A 19092-nucleotide genomic window follows, 5' to 3' on the forward strand; every position below is an offset into this window, starting at 1 on the left:
GGCGCGAGCCGTCGAGGGGGCGGTCCTTCAGCAGGAAGAACTCGATCTCGGGGTGGGTGTAGAAGGTGAAGCCCAGGTCGGAGGCGCGGGCGAGGGCGCGCTTGAGCACGTACCTGGGGTCGGCGAAGGACGGCGAGCCGTCCGGCATGAGGATGTCGCAGAACATCCGGGCGGTGCCGGGGGCCTCCGCGCGCCAGGGGAGGACCTGGAAGGTGGAGGGGTCCGGCTTGGCGATCATGTCGGATTCGTAGACGCGGGCGAAGCCCTCGATGGCGGAGCCGTCGAAGCCGATGCCCTCGTCAAACGCCTGTTCGAGTTCCGCCGGGGCCACGGCGACGGACTTGAGGAAGCCCAGCACGTCCGTGAACCACAGGCGTACGAACCGGATGTCGCGCTCCTCCAACGTCCGGAGCACGAACTCCTGCTGCTTGTCCATCTTCCGCTTCCCCATCCTTGCTGGTCAGGCCGCCTGTCTCCCGCATCACGGGAGGCGGTCGGGCACCTGAGCATCCCACCACAACACCATTTCATGCGCGTTGCGCACCTTGATCGTCCGGCCGACCTCAGGGTGAATGCCTCGCGTACGACAGGTGTACCGCTCCCCGCCCATCTTGCCTGCTCGGACTGACATCCGTAATGCCCGGCCCCCTCCGCCTCCGATCCACCTCACGATCGGCCTTCCGGTCCACCTCACGACCGGCCGTCGGGTGCACCTCGCATCGGCCGTCCGGCACACCGCCACCGGCCGCCGTTTAAATTTGCATCTCATATGCAAGTTTTACTACGGTGCCGTCCAGCCGGGCGCCGCACAGAGGCGCAGGCGAGCCCGAGGAGGCCTCATGCTGTCCGAGCAGTCCGCAGCGACCGTCCGAGCCACGCTGCCCGTGGTCGGCGCCGCCATCGGAGAGATCACCGAGCGCTTCTACGGGGGGCTGTTCGAGGCCCGCCCGGAGCTGCTGCGGGACCTGTTCAACCGCGGCAACCAGGCCGCCGGCACCCAGCGCCAGGCCCTGGCCGGCTCGATCGCCGCCTTCGCGACGCACCTGGTCGAACGGCCCGGCGGCCGGCCCGACGCGATGCTCGCCCGCATCGCCCACAAGCACGCCTCGCTCGGCATCGCGCCCGAGCAGTACGCCCTCGTCCACGAACACCTCTTCGCGGCCATCGCCGCGGTCCTCGGCGAGGCGGTCACCCCGCAGGTGGCGGCCGCCTGGGACGAGGTCTACTGGCTGATGGCGAACGCGCTCATCGCCATCGAGAGGCGGCTCCACGAGGAGAGCGGCGGCCCCGTCTGGCGCGCCTGGGAGGTCGTCGCGCGCGTACCGGAGACCGCCGACGTCGTCACCTTCCGGCTGCGCCCGGTGGACGGCGGCCCGGTCCGCGACTTCCGCGCTGGCCAGTACGTCTCCGTCCGCGCCGAACTCCCCGACGGCGCCCGCCAGATACGCCAGTACAGCCTCTCCGGCACCCCGGGCGACACGCTCCGCCAGATCAGCGTCAAGCGGGTCCCGGGCGGGACGACGCCGGAGGGCGAGGTCTCCAACCACCTCCACGCGCGCGTGACGGAGGGCAGCGTGGTCGAACTCTCCGAGCCGTACGGCGATCTCGTCCTGGACGACTCCCCGGACACCCCGCTGCTGCTCGCCTCGGCCGGAATCGGCGTGACCCCGATCACGGCGATGCTGGCCCACCTGGCGGCCACCGGGCACCGCGCCCCGGTCACCGTCGTCCACGCCGACCGCTCCCCCACCGACCACGCCCTGCGCGGCGAGCACGAGGCGTACACGGCGAAGCTCCCCGAGGCGGCGGTCCACCTCTGGTACGAGCAGGACGCCCCCGAGGGCACCCGCACGGGCCTCGCCGACCTCGCGGACGTCCCCGTCCGCCCCGGCACGCGCGCGTACCTGTGTGGCCCGCTGCCGTTCATGCGCGCGGTCCGCGCCCAGCTGATCGAGAAGGGCGTCGCCCCGGCGGACGTGCACTACGAGGTGTTCGGCCCCGACCTGTGGCTGGCGGCGGCCTGACGACGGCCCGCATGCCGGAGGGGAGCCTTACGGGCCCGTGAACAGCGGCTCGTAGGGCTCGCCCTCCGGCGTGAGGACGAGGACGAAGTCCCGGCCGGCGCCGAAGGCGACCTCCCGGAGGCGGGCCAGAGCCTCCGCCTCGGAGGGCAGGTCGAGCCCGAGGGCCGCGGCGGCCCTGCCCCGGTCGGCCGCCAGGCCGGGCAGGTCCGCCAGGTACTCGGCCGCGAGCCGGCCGCTCTGCTCGGCGGTGAAGGCGGTGCAGTCGCGCCACCACGGGACAGCGAGGAGGAGCCGCAGCAGCTCGGGCAGCCCGACGGCGACCAGGGCCGCGCGGCCCTCGGAGTCGGCGTACAGGACCGGGCGTTCCTCGCCGCCGTCGCCGCAGAAGAAGAAAGTGCCTCCGGCCCCGTCTCCCGCGAACCCCTCCAGTCGCGAGCCCGAGGCGAGGTGGACCTCCTCGCCGTGGTCGGCGCGGTCCAGCTCGAAGTCGCCCGGCCCGGCGAGGAAGCGGGCCGCCTCGTCGTGCGCGCGCAGGGATGCGATCAGCGATGCCATGCGGGGCACGGTAGCGGGCCCGCACGCGCCCCTGTCAGGCCCGCGCGGAGATGCCCAGCAGCAGCGGGCCCGTCGGGCTCGTGACGATGTCGGCGACCGTGATCGGGTCCAGTGAGGCGAAGAAGGCCTCCTGGGCCTGTCGCAGGGCGCCGCGCAGGCGGCAGCCGGAGTTCAGGGGGCACGGGGTGGCGCCCTCGCAGTCGACGACGTCGCCGTCGCCCTCGAAGGCGCGGACCACGGCGCCCACCGACGCCGTACGGCCCTTCTCCGTCAGGACGAGGCCGCCGCCCCGGCCGCGCCGGGCCTCCAGCAGAGCCATGTGCTGAAGTTCGGCGACGACCTTGGCAGCATGGGTGTAAGGGACCTCCATGGCGGCCGCCACGTCACGGGTCGTCGGCGTGGTCCCGCCGGACACCGCGAGCCGCATCAGCACGCGCAGCGCCAGGTCGGTGGATCGCAAGAGCCGCATGGGAGTGAGCGTAGAGGAGACGCGAGGATAATGCGCATCTCAGCTTCCGATTTATCCGGGCCGACGGCCGCGCGCCCCTCGCTCCCGCCTTGGCTGTGACCTGCCTACGGGTTCACCCGGTTCCCCCATTACGATCAGCGGAACCGAACGACTCGAACAGCACCGGACACCGCGCAAGCACCGCACCGCCCCGCAGGCCCCGCACGACCCGACCGTTCCGCCCCCCTTTCCCCAGAAGGACAGGCCCCATGGGTTCCGCCAAGAAGGACACCAGCGCGGCGCGCAAGGCGCGCATAGAGCAAATGCGCCGTGCGGAGCAGTCGCGCGAGCGGCGCAACCGGATCCTGACGATCACGGCGAGCACGCTCGTGGTGGCCGCCCTGGTGGCCGGCACCGTCTTCCTGGTGCAGTCGCGGTCGGACGACGAACCCGCCGCCGACGCCAAGACCTCGGGCAGCTTCGTCACCGGCGCGGACGGCGTGAAGACGTGGAAGGGCACCCTGGGCCGCACCCACGTCGCCAAGGCGGTGACCTACCCGGTGGAGCCGCCGGTCGGCGGTGACCACAACCAGGTGTGGATGAACTGCAACGGCGACGTCTACACCGAGGCCCTCAACAACGTGAACGCGGTGCACTCGCTGGAGCACGGCGCGGTCTGGGTGACGTACAACAGCAAGGCCCCGAAGGCCGACGTGGACGCGCTGGCGGCGAAGGTGAAGAAGACGCCGTACACGCTGATGAGCCCGGACGACAAGCAGGCCGACCCGATCATGCTGACCGCTTGGGGGGCCCAGCGGACGGTGACCGGGGCGAGCGACCCGAACATCGACACGTTCTTCGAGAAGTACGTGCAGGGCGAGCAGACGCCGGAGCCGGGCGCCGCGTGCACGGGCGGTCTGTCGAAGTGAGGTACGCGGGAGTCGCCGTGGCCGTGGCCGGTGTCCTGGTCGCGGCCGGGGCGATCAGCTACTCCGTCGCCGGGGACAGCGGTTCCGGTTCCGGGAAGGTGCCCTCGGTGGACTCCGCGGACGCCGGCTTCGCCCGGGACATGGCGGTGCACCACCAGCAGGCCGTCGAGATGTCGTACATCGTGCGCGACCGCACGAAGGACGAGGAAGTACGCCGTCTCGCCTACGACATCGCGCAGACGCAGGCCAACCAGCGCGGGATGATGATCGGCTGGCTCGACCTGTGGGGCCTGCCCAAGGTGTCCTCGGACGAGCCGATGGCCTGGATGGACATGGCCGGCATGGCCTCCGGCGAGGACGGCGCGCTGATGCCGGGCATGGCCACCAACACCGAGATGAAGAAGCTCGGCACGCTGAACGGCAGGCAGGCCGAGATCTTCTACCTCCAGCTGATGACGACCCATCACCAGGGCGGCGTCCACATGGCCCAGGGCTGCGCCGACAAGTGCACGGTGGGCGTGGAGAAGCGGCTCGCGCAGGGCATGGTCGAGGCGCAGAAGTCGGAGATGCAGCTGATGGCGGACCTGCTCAAGGCGCGGGGTGCCACGCCGAGTCCGTAGGCGTCCCGGGGGCCGATCCGCTCGGCGGACGCTGATCGGCAGATACGGGCCGGCCGGCGATCTGCCAACTGCCCGGCGTTCCTGTGGCGCAGATCCGGGCCACTTCCACGGCGTGCCTGTGGCCCGGAGCTGCCACTTCCCCGGCGTCCCTGTGGCCCGGAGCTGCCACTTCCCCGGCGTCCCTGTGGCCCGGAGCTGCCAGTTGCCCGGCCTCGACGGCCTCGCCCACGGCGTCCGCGTCGGACCCGGCCCAGATGTCGTGCGGGCGACGGGCCCCCGCCTGCCCCCGCCTTCGACCACCGCCCACCCATCGCGTCGCACTGACGATTACACTGCCCGTGTGAACTTCTGGTCGATCTATCAGCACGGCTTCGCACGGGTCGCCGCGTGCACGGGCCACACCGTCATCGCGGACCCGCACGCCAACGCCGGAGCGGTCCTGCGCCACGCCCGCCGTTGCGCCGAGGAGGGCGTCGCCGTCGCCGTGTTCCCGGAGATGGTGCTGTGCGGCTACTCGATCGAGGACCTGCTGCTCCAGGACGCGCTGCTCGACCAGGTCGAGGAGGCGCTCCAGGAGGTGGTGGCGGGCTCGTCGGAGCTGCTCCCGGTACTGGTCGTCGGTGCCCCGCTGCGCCACCGCAACCGGGTCTACAACTGCGCGGTGCTCGTGCACCGCGGCCGGGTCCTCGGTGTCGTCCCCAAGTCGTACCCGCCCAACTACCGTGAGTTCTACGAGCGTCGGCAGATCGCCGGGGGCGACGACGAGCGCGGCGGGACGATCCGGGCCGCCGGGGAGGCCGTACCGTTCGGCGTGGACCTGCTGTTCGAGGCGGTGGACGTCCCCGGGCTGGTGCTGCACGCGGAGGTCTGCGAGGACATGTGGGTCCCGGTGCCGCCGAGCGCCGAGGCCGCCCTGGCGGGCGCGACCGTCCTGGTCAACCTCTCGGGCAGCCCGATCACGGTCGGCAGGGCAGAGGACCGCAAGCTGCTGTGCCGCTCCGCGTCCTCCCGCTGCCTCGCCGCGTACGTCTACGCGGCGGCCGGCCTCGGTGAGTCGACCACCGACCTGTCCTGGGACGGGCAGACCCTGATCTACGAGAACGGGGTGCTGCTGGCGGAGTCCGACCGCTTCCCCTTGGACGAGCAGTACGCGGTGGCCGACGTGGACCTCGACCTGCTGCGGCAGGAGCGGACGCGGATGGGCACGTTCGACGACAACCGCCGTACGCACTCGGCGCGGACCGGGGACTTCAGGACGGTGTCGTTCACACTCGCCCCGCCGGTCGCCGACCTGGGGCTGCGCCGCCGCGTCGAGCGGTTCCCGTTCGTGCCCGCCGACGCCGAGCGGCTCGCCCTGGACTGCTACGAGGCGTACAACATCCAGGTCGCCGGACTGCAGCAGCGGCTGGCCTCGATCGGCGGCCCGAAGGTCGTCATCGGGGTGTCAGGAGGTCTCGATTCCACCCACGCGCTGATCGTCGCGGCACGCGCGATGGACCGGGCGGGCCGTCCGCGCAGCGACATCCTGGCCTGGACTCTGCCCGGCTTCGCCACCAGCGACCACACCAAGGACAACGCGCACCAGCTGATGCGTGCCCTCGGCGTCACCGCGGCCGAACTGGACATCACGCCGACCGCGCGGCTGATGCTGAAGGAGATGGGCCACCCGTTCGCCTCCGGCGAGCCGGTGTACGACGTCACCTTCGAGAACGTACAGGCGGGCCTGCGCACCGACTACCTGTTCCGGCTCGCCAACCAGCGCGGCGGCATCGTGCTGGGCACCGGCGATCTGTCGGAGCTGGCGCTCGGCTGGTCCACGTACGGCGTGGGCGACCAGATGAGCCACTACAACGTCAACTCCGGTGTTCCGAAGACGCTGATCCAGCATCTGATCCGCTGGATCATCAGCAGCGGCCAGTTCGACGAGGAGACCGGCAAGATCCTCGCCGCGATCCTCGACACCGAGATCAGCCCCGAACTCGTACCGGGCGAGGAGATGCAGTCCACCGAGTCCCGGATCGGCCCGTACGCGCTGCACGACTTCACGCTGTTCCATGTCCTGCGGTACGGCTTCCGGCCGTCGAAGATCGCCTTCCTGGCGTGGCACGCCTGGCACGACGCGGAGGCCGGCGCCTGGCCGCCGAACTTCCCGGACGCCAAGCGGGTGGCCTACGACCTCCCGGAGATCCGGCGGTGGCTGGAGGTGTTCTGCCGCCGCTTCTTCGCGTTCGCGCAGTTCAAGCGCTCGGCCATGCCGAACGGGCCGAAGGTCTCGGCAGGCGGTTCGCTCTCCCCGCGCGGCGACTGGCGCGCACCGTCCGACAGCACGGCGGAGGCCTGGCTGCGCGACCTCGCTCGCATCGACGCGGCGGTGGCGCAACGCTGACCGCGGTGTCGCTGCGGGACCGGGGAACCGTGTAGGCGAATCCTCAGCTCGGCGGACGATGATCGGCGGACGATGATCGGCGGATGGGGGCCGTGGAACTGCCGCTTCCACGGCGTTTCCAGGCCCGGATCTGCCCATCGCCTGGCCGCCTGACGGGCTTCGCCGACAGCGTCCCGGAACGGGGCGCCCGGGGGACTCCCCCGGCCCGGTGCGCAACCGTCGCCGTGCCGGGGCGCCGGGGCGCCGGGGCGCCGGCCTGAGGTGCCGATCCCCCAGCGCAGGCGCCGGCCGCAGGCGCCGATGCTGTAGGGCCCTGCCGGAACCCCGGCTTCGTCAGAGAAGGGCTGGGGTTGCGGAATTGTGGCCTCCACCACGGCGGACGCGGGCTCGGCCTGGTGAGATCACCGGATGCTCGGTCTACTCCTGCGCGTTCTGCCCTTCTGGGTCCGCGAACCGCTGCTCATCGTCCTCGGGGCCGTCCTGGGCGCGCGCATCACCTATCTCGCCGTCCACGATCAGGACGGGGTCGCGGCCGGTATCGGCGCGGTGTTCCTCGTGTTCACCGCGATACGCGTCCGCGTGGTGGTCCGGGCGCTGCGCGCCCGCCGGAACCCTGTCCCGGCGGCCTCCGCGGACGGAGCCCCGACCGACGCTGTCGCCCGCGCCTGGGCACAGGCCCAGCTGGCGGCACCGGCACCGGCACCGGCACCGGCACCGGCCGGAGCCGGCCTGCCTCCCGGTCCGGTCACCGCCCAGAAGGAGCCCAACCCGTGGGGCCAGGCCGTCGCGGCCGTGGCCGTGTTCGCAGCGATCGCTGCCGTGCTGTGGCTGGCCCCCGACGTGCTGCCCGCCGAGGACAACACCTCGCGGGCCGCCTCGTGTGCGGACACGGAGGACGAGGCGCTGCCCGCGGTCTACGAGAAGGCGCCCCGGCCCGTGACCGGTGCCGAGCTGTGCGAGGCGCTCAACCGGCCCGACCTGGCGCGGCTCCTCGGGACGCCCACGGAGATCGCGACCTCGGCTTCCGGCACCAGCAACACCGCCGCCCTGACCGACGGGAAGGTCGCCCAGCCGGAGGCCGAGGTCAGGTTCGACACGTACAGCGTGAATCTGTCGGCCACCTACAACGAGCTGTCGACCGCCCAGTACGTGAACCTTCTGAAGATCGCGGGGACCGAGGGGGAGAAGGACCTCAGGACGCTCACGGTCCTCGGCCGGCCCGCGCTGCTCTCCTCGGACCCCACCATGAAGATCGAGATCAGTCTCGGGGGTGAGGGGTCGAGCGGGCCGGTGCAACAAGGCCCCCTGGCCAGGACGCTGTCCGTGGCGCTCGACAGCAAGGACCGGGGCGGCTCCTACGACATCACCGTGTGGAGCGAGTCCGGGGCCCTCCCTGGCGACAGCGTCCTCCTCGGCATCGCCGAGAAGGTCCTTCCGACGATCCCCCTGCGCAGTGGCCGCTGAGACGTCCCGCCGTCGGCCTCGGCCCAGCCGCGTGACGACGCGGCCACGTGACGAGGTGGCTGCCGAGGTGCCGAACGAGAGCTGGTGGCCCCCAAGAGGCTCAGTGGTGCAGTACACCCGCCCGCTCGGGCGTGTGGCTGGCGACCACGTGGCCCGCACCGGCGGGCTCCCGCCGCCGGTCCACCACGTACGCCACCGCGGCCACCGCGAGGCCCAGGGCCGCCAGCACCGCACCCGCCGACGCGGGCGACGTCACGCCGAAGCCCGCAGCGAGAACCAGGCCACCGGTCCAGGCGCCGCCTGCGTTGGCCAGGTTGAACGCGGCCTGGTTGGCGGAGGAGGCCAGCGACGGGCCCGCCGCCGCCTTCTCCATCACCATCATGGTGAGCGGCGAGCCCGTCACGAACGCCGCAACGCCCAGCAGGAACACGGCCAGCGCACCGCCCCACGCCGTCGTCATCAGCGGCGGGAACAGGGCCAGGACGGCCACCAGTGACGTCAGACCGCCGAACAGCGTGGCGCGCATCGCGTGGTCGGCGAGCCGCCCGCCCAGCAGGTTGCCGATCGTCGCGCCGACACCGAACAGCGCCAGCAGCAGGGTCACGCTGGAGTCGGCGTACCCGGCGCCGTCCGTCAGCATCGGTGTGATGTAGCTGTAGGCGGAGAACAGCGCGCCGAATCCGGCGACCGTCGTACCCAGCGCCAGCCACACCGGCAGCGAACGCAGGGCGGCCATCTCGCCGCGCAGGCCGGCCGTGGGGGCGGCGGCCCGGTCGCGCGGGATCAGCAGGGCCAGCGACGCTATCGCCACCAGGCCGATCACGCTCACGCCCAGGAAGGTCGCCCGCCAGCCGAGGCGCTGGCCCATGAGGGTGGCGACCGGAACGCCCGCGATGTTGGCCACCGTCAGGCCGAGGAACATCAGCGACACCGCGCGCGCCTTGCGCTCGGGCGCGACCATGTTCGTGGCGACCACCGCTCCCACGCCGAAGAAGGCGCCGTGCGGAAGGCCGCTGAGGAAGCGGGCGGCGAGCAGGGACTCGTTGCCGGGGGCGAACGCGGACAGCGCGTTGCCGGCCACGAACAGCACCATGAGGGAGATCAGGACCGTACGGCGGGGCATGCGCGCGGTGACGGCGGCGAGCAGCGGGGCGCCGATGACGACGCCGAGCGCGTACGCGGCGACCAGGTGTCCGGCGGTGGGGAGGGAGATGTTCAGGTCGTCGGCGACTTCGGGCAGCAGGCCCATCATCACGAACTCGGTCGTGCCGATGCCGAAGGCACCTACGGCGAGGGCGAGCAGGGCCAGAGGCATGGAGGGGCCTGTGCCTTTCGGAGAGAGTTCCGTCATCTTATGTTCAAGTACGAAACAAAGTCTCCCCGGCCCGGTATTCCGGGAGGTTACGACGTGGCGACCTTCACACGAGCCGCGACCGGCAAGTGGTCGCTGCCCGTCTCCGGCAGCGTCCACGAGGTGACAGGCTCCACTCCCGTCACCATGATCTGGTCGATCCGCGCCATGGGGAACGACGCCGGCCAGCTGAAGCCGAACCCACTGCCCGCGGCGCCCTGCGCGGAGCGCATCTGGGAGGTGACGGCGTTGAGCGAGCGGTCGTTCATCGTGCCGTTGAGGTCGCCGAGCAGGACCTTGCGGCTCAACGGGTCGGCGGCGATCGCCTCACCCAGCGCGTCCGCGCTCTTGTCGCGCTGATGGGCCGTGAACCCGGCCTGGAGCTTCACCCGGACCGAGGGCAGGTGGGCGACGTAGAAACCGACCGCCCCCTCGGGGGTGGTCACCGTGGCGCGCATCGCGCGGACCCAGCCCAGCTTGATGTCCACGGCCGCCACATCGGCCAGCGGGTACTTGCTCCACAGCCCGACCGTGCCCTGCACGGAGTGGTACCGGTACGTCGCCGCCAACGCCTTCTCGTACACCGGGACGGCCGTCTCGGTCAGCTCCTCCAGGGCCAGGACGTCAGCGCCGGAGGCGGCCACGTCGCGGGCGGTGCCGGAGGGGTCGGCGTTGTCGGCGTTGACGTTGTGCGTGGCGACGGTGAGGTCGCCGCCGCTGCCGGTCTTGTCGCCGAGCAGCCCGCCGAAGAGGTTCAGCCAGACCACGGCCGGCAGCAGCAGGGCGATCAGCGCGGTCGCCGACCGGCGCACGAACGCCAGCACCAGGAACACCGGGATGAAGACGCCGAGCCACGGCAGGAACGTCTCCGTGAGGCTGCCGAGGTTGCCGAACCGGTTGGGGATGCGCGAGTGCACCAGCATCACCAGCGCGAGCAGCAGCGCGAACGCGGCGACGACGAGGCCGCGGCGCCAGATCCGTGGATCACCGCGCCAGCCCGCCGACAGGCGTCCGACCAGTCGTACAAGCAGGCTCCGGAGTCGGGCTCCTCGCGGCTCGGGACCCGGGCCGCCGTTGTCCGTCTCCGCCACATACGCCTGCTGCGCCATACCGTCGCCTCACTGCCTGCCGTGCATACCGTCTCTCCCCCGTGCGTACGACCCTAGGGGATGATCGGCTCGGATCCCGCCGTCCCATGACGGCCCAACGGGCACGAGGACGAGCGGAGTGCCGCCAGGGGTTCCGGTCACGGACCGTCAGGAGTGCTTCGTGACGGAACGCGCACATTCGGCCGCGTCCGCCGGGGAACTGACGGACCGTGGGGCGCCGGCCTCGCCGACGGACCGCGGGGCGGGGGGCCGCAGACCGTCGAGCAGGGTGTCCACGATCCGTTGGGCGAGGCCCTCGGTGAGGTCGGCGTCGGGCCGCAGGACGGCACGGACCAGCATCGGGCCCATGAACAGGTCGTTGACCAGCTCGACATCGAGGTCGCTACGGAGTTCACCGTCGCGCTGCCCGCGTCGCAGGACTTCCATGCCCAGCTTCCGCCGGGGCGCGATGACCGTGCTGTGGTACGCCTCCCAGATCCTGGGGCTGCTCTTCATCTGGGCGTGCGCGGTGCGCAGGATCGCCGAGGACCGGCTGGCGAGCCCGCGCCGGCGCTGCCACTCCAGCAGCGCCACGAGGTCCTCGCGCATGGAGGTGCCGGGGAGTTCGGGGCCGTCCGGCTCGACGGTGCGCAGGACGTCGACGAAGAGTTCCTCCTTGCCCTTCCAGCGGCGGTAGATGGCCGCCTTGCCGACTCCGGCGGTGCGGGCGATCCGCTCGATGGACAGCTCCCCGAGCGGTACGCCCTCCTCCAGCAGCTTCATCGTCCCCTCCACGATGGCCTGTTCCACGGCCTCGCTGCGGGGCCGCCCCCGGACGGGCCGCACGGACCGCCCGGCGGCGTTCCCGCTGCCGGCGGACGTCACGGCCGTCCTGTCTCTGTGTGTACCAGTTCGGCGTCCCTCGCCGTCTCGTCGGGCTCCTTCGGCCGGCCCGGCAGGAACAGGGCCACGACGAGCGCGCCGACGAGGGCGACACCGGCCCCGCACAGTGCGGTGACGTGCATGGCGTGCAGGAAGGCGTCGTTGGCCGGGCCGACGAGGGACTCGCCGCGCGGGCCGAGCTTCGCCGCGACGCCCAGGGTCCCCTCGATCGACTCCCCCGCCGTGTGGCGCAGCCCGGCCGGTACCGCGCCGAGCTTGTCCTCGATGCCGGTGCGGTACGCCGCCGACAGCACGGAGCCGAGTACGGCGATGCCGAGCGCGCCGCCGACCTGGCGGAAGGTGTTGCTGAGCGCGGACGCCGAGCCGGCCTTCTCGCGGGGCAGCGACTGCATGATGACGACGCTGGTCGGCGTCATGATGTGGGCCATTCCGGCGCCCATGAAGAAGAAGACGACCTCCAGCAGCCAGATCGGCGTGTCCTCGTCCAGCGTGGCGAAGGCGACCAGCGACGCCGCGATGAGGAGCATGCCGCCCGTGGTCGTGGCCTTGTTGCCGAAGCGGTCCACGACCAGCCGGGCGCGCGGCGCGAAGACCAGCTGGGCGACGGCCAGCGGCAGCATCAGCAGGCCGGTCTGCAGCGGCGAGTAGCCGCGCACGCTCTGGGTGTAGAAGACGGCGAAGAAGGTCACGCCCATCAGCGCGAAGAAGACCAGCGCGATGACGCCGATCGCGGCCGAGAACACCTTGTTGCGGAAGTGGCCGATGTCGATGGACGGGTGGTCGCTGCGCTTCTCGAACACCACGAACGCGGCGAGGACCACCAGTCCGCCGAGGATCGTCGCCAGCACCGTCGGATCGGTGAAGTCGGCCAGCTCGCCGCCCTTGATGATGCCGTAGACGAGCAGGACCAGGCCGACGACGGACAGGACGACACCGACGGGGTCGATCCGGCCGGGAGCGGGGTCGCGCGAGTCCGGCACCAGCCACACCATCAGCACGATGGCGGTGATCACGATCGGCACGTTGACGAGGAAGACCGAGCCCCACCAGAAGTGGTCGAGGAGGAGGCCACCGGTGATGGGTCCGATGGCGATGGCGAGACCGACGCCGCCGGCCCAGATGCCGATCGCCTTGGGCTGTTCCTCGCGCTCGAAGATGTTCATCAGGACGGCGAGGGTCGCCGGCATCACGAACGCGGCGCCGAGGGCCATCAGCGCACGGAAGGCGATGAGCTGGGCGGGTGAGCCGGACTCGGCGGCGAGCGCGGAGCCGATGCCGAAGACCGCGAGGCCGCCGAGCAGCACCTTCTTGCGGCCCAGCCGGTCGCCCAGCAGTCCGGCGGAGAACAGCAGGCCCGCGAAGACGAGCGTGTAGGAGTTGATGGCCCACTCCAGCTCGCTCTGGCCGGCGCCGAGGCCGACGGGGGGCGGGGTGGAGATGGTCTTGACGGCGACGTTCAGGATCGAGTTGTCGAGCACCACGATCAGCAGGCTCAGCATCAGCACGCCGAGGATCGCCCAGCGACGCCGGTGCACGGCTTCCGGTACGCGGGGGGACGCGGGAACGGCGGGAGTGGTCATGCTTCGAGCGTAGACCCATTTCGATACGGCACCGTCTCGTATCGAATCCTCTTACTGAGGTTTTACCCACAGGGGGTGCTCTGGCCCTCCCTGGCACGAAGTGCCACCATGGATGTGGTCCGGGGACGCCGTGAGGGCGCCTCGAGATGACGAAGGAGCCGTTGCAATGACGCAGCTTTCGGCTGCCCAGACGAAGTCCTCCGACGGCAGCAAGGCGCTGTACGGAGGAAAGGGCACACGCCGCATCACCGTCCGCGACATCGCCGCCGCCAAGGAGCGGGGCGAGAAGTGGCCCATGCTCACCGCGTACGACGCGATGACCGCGTCCGTCTTCGACGAAGCCGGGATCCCCGTGATGCTCGTCGGCGACTCGGCGGGCAACTGCCACCTCGGGTACGAGACCACCGTGCCCGTCACCCTCGACGAGATGACCATGCTCTCGGCCGCCGTCGTGCGCGGCACCCAGCGGGCCCTCATCGTCGGCGACCTGCCCTTCGGGTCCTACCAGGAAGGTCCCGTGCAGGCCCTGCGCAGCGCGACCCGGCTGGTCAAGGAGGCCGGGGTCGGGGCCGTGAAGCTGGAGGGCGGCGAGCGGTCGCACCGGCAGATCGAGCTGCTCGTCGAGTCCGGCATCCCGGTCATGGCCCACATCGGGCTCACCCCGCAGTCCGTGAACGCCATGGGCTACCGCGTGCAGGGGCGTGGCGAGGAGGCCGCCGCGCAGCTGCTGCGGGACGCGAAGGCCGTCCAGGACGCGGGGGCCTTCGCGGTCGTGCTGGAGCTGGTGCCTGCGGAGCTGGCGGCCGAGGTGACGCGCGTGCTGCACATCCCGACGGTCGGGATCGGCGCCGGTGCCGAGACGGACGCGCAGGTGCTGGTCTGGACGGACATGATGGGGCTGACCGGGGGGCGCGTCCCCAAGTTCGTGAAGCAGTACGCGAACCTCCGTGAGGTCATGGGGAACGCGGCGAAGGCGTTCGCGGAGGATGTCGTCGGCGGAACGTTCCCGCAGGACGAGCACTCCGTCCACTAGAGCCATCTCGGTACGACGGGCAGCCCGCCGACTTCCCCCATCGGCGGGCTGCCCCCTTTGCGTTTCTCGCCCCCGCCGCCCCTTCCCGACCCGAACCTGGGGGCTGCGCCCCCAGACCCTCCTGTCGTCGCTCCGCGCCTCGTCCTCAGACGCCGGACGGGCTGAGTTGCCTGACCCTCGCCTTTTATCCCACCGAGTCGGATGGTGGGTGGGCATGGGCCAGGGGCCCCCGCCACCCCCGCCCCTGTCGGCCGGATGTCGGCGGCTGTCGGGCGCGTGTAGGTCGTTTGTCGGTGAGGGGTGACAACGTCAACCGCATGACACGCATCGACAACAACCCCAGCGGCGCGTCCCGCGCCGTCACCGTGCGGGGGCTGGTCAAGCACTACGGGGAGACCAAGGCACTGGACGGGGTCGACCTCGACGTGCGGGAGGGCACCGTCATGGGGGTGCTCGGACCGAACGGCGCCGGCAAGACCACCCTCGTGCGGATCCTGTCCACGCTCATCGCCCCCGACGCCGGCCGGGCGAGCGTCGTCGGCTACGACGTCGTACGCCAGCCCCGCCGGCTCCGCCGCGTCATCGGCCTCACCGGCCAGTACGCCTCCGTCGACGAGAAGCTGGCCGGCTGGGAGAACCTGTACATCATCGGCCGGCTGCTGGACCTGCCCCGCAAGGCCTCCAGGGCCCGCGCCGACGAACTGCTGGAGCGGTTCTCCCTCACTGAGGCCGGCCGGCGTCCGGCGGGGACGTACTCCGGCGGTATGCGACGGCGGCTCGACCTCGCCGCGTCCATGATCGGGCGGCCCGCCGTCCTCTTCCTCGACGAGCCGACCACCGGCCTCGACCCGCGCACCCGCAACGAGGTGTGGGACGAGGTGAAGTCGATGGTCGGCGAGGGCGTGACCGTCCTGCTGACCACCCAGTACATGGAGGAGGCCGAGCAGCTCGCCTCCGAGCTGACGGTCGTCGACAAGGGCAAGGTCATCGCCACGGGCGGCATCGACGAGCTGAAGGCCCGCGTGGGCGGACGGACCCTGCGGGTGCGCCCGGCCGACCCTCTGCAGCTGCGCCCGCTGGCCCACGCGCTGGACGAGCTGGGCATCACCGGCCTGGCCGGCACCGTCGTGGACCTCGAGCGCGGCTCGGTGCTGGTGCCGGTGCTGAGCGACGAGCAGCTCACCGCCGTGGTCGGCGCGGTCACCGAGCGCGGTATCACGCTCTCCTCCATCACCACCGAACTGCCCAGCCTGGACGAGGTGTTCCTGTCCCTCACCGGCCACCGTGCCGGTGCGCCGCAGGGCACCGTCCCGGCCGGCAAGACCCTTGAGGAGGCCGCCGTATGAGCGCCGCCACCGCCACTCTCACGCCGGCCGGCCCGAAGCGCGCCGACACGCCCATCTCGCTGCGGGCCCATCTGCGCCACACCGGCGCGCTGATACGCCGCAACCTGCTGTGGATCCGGCAGGACCCGGAGTCGATGTTCGACGCGATCCTGTTCCCGGTCGTCTTCACCCTGCTGTTCGTGTACGTCTTCGGCGGCTCCATCGGCCAGTCGCTGGGCGGCGGTCAGGAGGCGTACGTCCAGTACGTCGTGCCCGGCCTGCTGGCCATGACGGGGATGAACATGGCGCAGGGGGTGGGCACCGGGTTCAACCAGGACTTCAACTCCGGTGTCATGGACCGTTTCCGGTCGCTGCCGATCGGGCGCGGCTCGGTGCTCTTCGCGAAGATCGCCGTCGAGCTGATGCGGATGCTGTTCGCGACGGTGGTCCTGGTGATCGTCTCGTTGCTGGTCGGCTTCGACATCACGAGCTGGCCCGGTCTGCTGGCCTCTGTCGGACTGTCGGCGGCGTTCGGGTTCGCCCTGATGTGGGTGTTCCTCACGCTCGGCGTGACGATGAAGAACGCGCAGTCCGTGCAGGCGATGGGCTTCCTGGTGCTGATGCCGCTCCAGTTCGGCTCGTCGATCTTCGCGCCGACCGCCTCGATGCCGGGCTGGCTGCGCAACTTCACCGAGTTCAACCCGCTGTCGGCTCTCGCGGACGCGGCCCGCGGGCTGATGATCGGCGGTCCGGTCGCCCACGGCCTGTGGGTGACGCTGGCCTGGTCGGTGGGGCTCACCGCGGTGATGGCGCCGATCTCGATCCACAAGTTCCGCACCAAGGCCTGACCGGGTGCGTCACACCAGGGCGGCGGCTGCCTCGTAGGAGAGGCCGCCGCCCTCGGCGTACGCGGCGGTGTACGCCTCCTCACCGAGAGCGGCGCGGGCCCCGGCACTGGCCCGCTCCCGGCACTCGGCCTCCAGGCGCGGCGAGATGTGCCGGGGCGGCAGGTGGGCCTCGGCGGCGCCCAGGCAGCGGGCAGCGGTCCGGGCGCGGGCGCCGTCCCCGGTGTCGGTCCCGTCGAGGGCGATGGCCGCGATGGTCAGGTAGAAGGAACGAAGGTGCGGGGCGATGGCCGTGGACAGCGGGTCGTTGGCCTGCCGCAGGGCCTTTCGGATCGCGACCAGCGCCTCCTCGTAGCGCGATTCGACCACGTCGAGCCAGGCCTGCGCGCCGAGGATCATGGCGTCGAAGACGACGAAGTGTGCGAGGCCGAACTCCTCGCGCAGCAGCCGCAGTTGCTCACGCCCCTCGGCGGTGCGGCCGGTCATGGCGAGATGGCCGCAGAGGAAGAGCCGGGCGGCGGGCAGGGCTTCGCTGACGGCGCCGTCGGCGCGGTCGATGACATCGCGCAGCAGACGTTCGCCGCGCTCCTGCTGGCCGGCCTCCAGCAGCGCGCTGCCGAGCCGGGCCTGAAGGACCGCCGACTGGCTGCGGGCGTCCAGCCGTTCGGCGTACACCATGGCGGCCTCGTAGTCGGCCGCCGCCCTGCCGTGGGCGCCCATCCGCTCGTGGGCCTCGGCGCGCGCGGAGAGGGCCTCGGCGGTGCCCCAGGCGTCGCCGAGGCGGCGGAAGATCTCCAGGGACTCGTCGGCGTCGCGGGTCGCGTCACCCGCCCAGTCGGAACGGTTGGCCAGCAGGTTGGCGCGCATCTGGAGACAGACGGCCAGCTCCCATTCGTAGCCGGGGGTCTCGCGGGCGGTGCGGATGTTGGCGTCGACGATGACGCGGATGCGTTCCATGTCGCCGGTGAGCATGACGGCGTAGAACCAGAGCAGGCCCGGACTGCGGCAGGTCTGCGGGAGGCCGGGGGTGTAGGTGTCGGCGATGGCCCGCAGTTTGGCCTGGGCGGCAGGTGTCTGCCAGGCGTCCAACTCCGTTTCCATGCAGGCGAGATGGGCGAGGTGCACGCCGCGCCGGGCCTCGACGAGGACCTCGCCGGTCATCGGCGGCGGGGCGTCGGTGCAGGGTGTCCACACGGGTGCGGCGGGGCGTACGGGCTCCGTGAAGGGGTCGGGGCCGAGGGACATCACCTCGCGGCACCAACCGCGGGCCTCGATGCGCAGGTCGCGCATCTGCCAGTACGTGACGAGCGAGTGGACCAGGCAGAGCGCCTCCTGCTCGTCGCGCTCGGCGACGGCGCGGCGCAGCGCGGTGCGCAGGTTCTCGTACTCCAGCTGGAGCCGGTCGATGGCCGCCCGCTGCCCTCGGCCGCGCAGTGACGGCTCGTTGGTGCGGGCGAGTTCGCGGTAGTACGTCAGGTGCGCGCGCTCGGCGCGGGGGCGGCTCCCGGACTCGTCGAGGCGGGCGGCGGCGTACTCGGCGACGGTCTCCAGGAGCCGGTAGCGCATCCGGCCGTCGGGGGCGGGCGCGGCCACGACGAGGGACTTGTCGACGAGGGAGCCGAGCGCGTCGAGGGCGGCCGGGCCGCAGACGGCCTCGGCGGCGGCGAGGTCGCAGCCGCGGGCGAACACGGACAGATGGCACAGGACCTCGCGTTCGTCCTCGTCGAGCAGGTCCCAGGACCAGTCGACGACCGCCCGCAGGGTCTGCTGGCGGGGCAGGACGGTACGGCTGCCGGAGGTCAGCAGCCGGAAGCGGTCGTCGAGCCGGTCCGCGATCTGGCGGGGGGTGAGCATGCGCAGGCGGGCGGCGGCCAGTTCGATGGCGAGCGGCAGGCCGTCCAGGCGGCGGCAGATCTCGGCGCAGGCCTCGGGGTCGTCGTCGACGCGGAAGCCGGGGCGGGCGGCCGCTCCGCGCTCGGCGAGCAGCCGCAGCGCGGCCGGTTCGGGCAGCGGCTCCACCGGCCGCAACAACTCGCCCGGTACGCCGAGGGGTTCGCGGCTGGTGGCGAGGACCGTCAGTTCCGGGCAGCGCTTGAGCAGCTCCTCGACCAGGTGGGCGGCCCCCTCGACGACGTGTTCGCAGTTGTCGAGGACGATCAGCATCCGGCGGCGGGCGCAGTGCTCGGCGAGGCGTTCCACGGGGTCGTCGAGCCGTTCGGCGACCGCCGCCCGCATCTCCTCGGCGCCGGCGCCGTAGAGCACGGTCTCGCGGGCTCCCACGGCGGTGAGGACGGCCTGCGGTACGGCGTCGGGGTCGGCGACCGGCGCCAGCTCGGCCAGCCACACCCCGTCCCGGGCGATGTCACCCGCGCTCTCGGCGGCCTCCTGCGACAGCCGGGTCTTACCGGCCCCGCCCGGCCCCAGCAGCGTGACCAGCCGGGCACCGGCCAGGTCCCCGTGGATGGCCTCGATGTCCCCTTCCCGCCCGACGAAGGAGGTGAGGCGGGCGGGAAGGGGACATCGAGGCCATCCACGGGGACC

16 protein-coding genes are annotated in these 19092 nt (G+C 71.8%); 8 read left to right on the forward strand and 8 right to left on the reverse strand.

Annotated elements, in window-relative coordinates; all coding sequences use genetic code 11:
• Positions 1–436: glutamine synthetase beta-grasp domain-containing protein (locus tag P1P75_RS28545; RefSeq protein WP_319260621.1), on the reverse strand; the 436-nt coding region annotated here is incomplete at its 3' end.
• Positions 437–839: 403 nt separating this feature from the next.
• Between P1P75_RS28545 and P1P75_RS28550 the strand changes: the two genes are divergently transcribed.
• Complete coding sequence (locus P1P75_RS28550) at positions 840–2024, forward strand: globin domain-containing protein (RefSeq protein ID WP_319260624.1); 1185 nt, start codon at positions 840–842, stop codon at positions 2022–2024.
• A gap of 27 nt (positions 2025–2051) precedes the next feature.
• Here P1P75_RS28550 and P1P75_RS28555 read toward each other — a convergent pair whose 3' ends face one another.
• Positions 2052–2579, reverse strand: a complete 528-nt coding sequence (locus P1P75_RS28555) for a hypothetical protein (protein WP_319260626.1) — start codon at positions 2577–2579, stop codon at positions 2052–2054.
• A 34-nt stretch (positions 2580–2613) separates the two neighbouring features.
• Positions 2614–3048 carry an Rrf2 family transcriptional regulator gene (locus P1P75_RS28560; RefSeq protein ID WP_319260629.1) on the reverse strand — a complete coding sequence of 145 codons (435 nt, stop codon included), beginning with the start codon at positions 3046–3048 and terminating at the stop codon, positions 2614–2616.
• A gap of 248 nt (positions 3049–3296) precedes the next feature.
• Here P1P75_RS28560 and P1P75_RS28565 point away from each other — a divergent pair, with 248 nt between their 5' ends.
• The 4 genes from P1P75_RS28565 to P1P75_RS28580 all read left to right on the forward strand — a co-directional run bounded on the left by P1P75_RS28565 (position 3297) and on the right by P1P75_RS28580 (position 8426).
• Positions 3297–3956 carry a DUF3105 domain-containing protein gene (locus P1P75_RS28565; protein WP_319260631.1) on the forward strand — a complete coding sequence of 220 codons (660 nt, stop codon included), beginning with the start codon at positions 3297–3299 and terminating at the stop codon, positions 3954–3956.
• A complete protein-coding gene (locus P1P75_RS28570; protein WP_319260634.1) occupies positions 3953–4576 on the forward strand; it encodes a DUF305 domain-containing protein in 624 nt (207 codons plus the stop codon). The genes P1P75_RS28565 and P1P75_RS28570 overlap by 4 nt, the downstream gene beginning before the upstream one ends.
• A gap of 340 nt (positions 4577–4916) precedes the next feature.
• A complete protein-coding gene (locus P1P75_RS28575; protein ID WP_319260637.1) occupies positions 4917–6962 on the forward strand; it encodes an NAD(+) synthase in 2046 nt (681 codons plus the stop codon).
• Positions 6963–7370: 408 nt separating this feature from the next.
• Entirely contained in the window at positions 7371–8426 is a 1056-nt protein-coding gene (locus P1P75_RS28580; RefSeq protein ID WP_319260640.1) for a DUF6215 domain-containing protein, read from the forward strand.
• 100 nt (positions 8427–8526) lie between these two features.
• Here the strand turns inward: P1P75_RS28580 and P1P75_RS28585 are convergent, their stop codons facing one another.
• The 4 genes from P1P75_RS28585 to P1P75_RS28600 form a co-directional block, all read right to left on the reverse strand.
• Positions 8527–9741 carry an MFS transporter gene (locus tag P1P75_RS28585; protein WP_319260643.1) on the reverse strand — a complete coding sequence of 405 codons (1215 nt, stop codon included), beginning with the start codon at positions 9739–9741 and terminating at the stop codon, positions 8527–8529.
• A gap of 86 nt (positions 9742–9827) precedes the next feature.
• Positions 9828–10886 (reverse strand): endonuclease/exonuclease/phosphatase family protein, encoded by a 1059-nt coding sequence (locus P1P75_RS28590; RefSeq protein ID WP_319260646.1) that lies wholly within the window; start codon positions 10884–10886, stop codon positions 9828–9830.
• A 147-nt stretch (positions 10887–11033) separates the two neighbouring features.
• Complete coding sequence (locus tag P1P75_RS28595) at positions 11034–11750, reverse strand: TetR/AcrR family transcriptional regulator (RefSeq protein ID WP_319260649.1); 717 nt, start codon at positions 11748–11750, stop codon at positions 11034–11036.
• Positions 11747–13348: an MFS transporter gene (locus P1P75_RS28600; protein ID WP_319260652.1), complete on the reverse strand. Its 1602-nt coding sequence runs from the start codon at positions 13346–13348 to the stop codon at positions 11747–11749. The genes P1P75_RS28595 and P1P75_RS28600 overlap by 4 nt, the downstream gene beginning before the upstream one ends.
• A 166-nt stretch (positions 13349–13514) precedes the next feature.
• Here P1P75_RS28600 and panB point away from each other — a divergent pair, with 166 nt between their 5' ends.
• From panB to P1P75_RS28615, 3 genes are all read left to right on the forward strand, one after another.
• Complete coding sequence (gene panB, locus P1P75_RS28605; RefSeq protein ID WP_319260654.1) at positions 13515–14381, forward strand: 3-methyl-2-oxobutanoate hydroxymethyltransferase; 867 nt, start codon at positions 13515–13517, stop codon at positions 14379–14381.
• A 317-nt stretch (positions 14382–14698) separates the two neighbouring features.
• Positions 14699–15727 (forward strand): ATP-binding cassette domain-containing protein, encoded by a 1029-nt coding sequence (locus P1P75_RS28610; protein WP_319260657.1) that lies wholly within the window; start codon positions 14699–14701, stop codon positions 15725–15727.
• The gene (locus tag P1P75_RS28615) at positions 15724–16554 is read left to right on the forward strand and encodes an ABC transporter permease (protein WP_319260660.1); all 831 of its coding nucleotides are present in this window, start codon (positions 15724–15726) and stop codon (positions 16552–16554) included. The genes P1P75_RS28610 and P1P75_RS28615 overlap by 4 nt, the downstream gene beginning before the upstream one ends.
• Positions 16555–16563: 9 nt before the next feature.
• Here P1P75_RS28615 and P1P75_RS28620 read toward each other — a convergent pair.
• A partial coding sequence (locus P1P75_RS28620; protein ID WP_319260663.1) for an AAA family ATPase occupies positions 16564–19092 on the reverse strand: 2529 nt, incomplete at its 5' end.

This window comes from Streptomyces sp. ID05-39B, from assembly GCF_033794725.1.
Taxonomy (GTDB): domain Bacteria; phylum Actinomycetota; class Actinomycetes; order Streptomycetales; family Streptomycetaceae; genus Streptomyces; species Streptomyces bobili.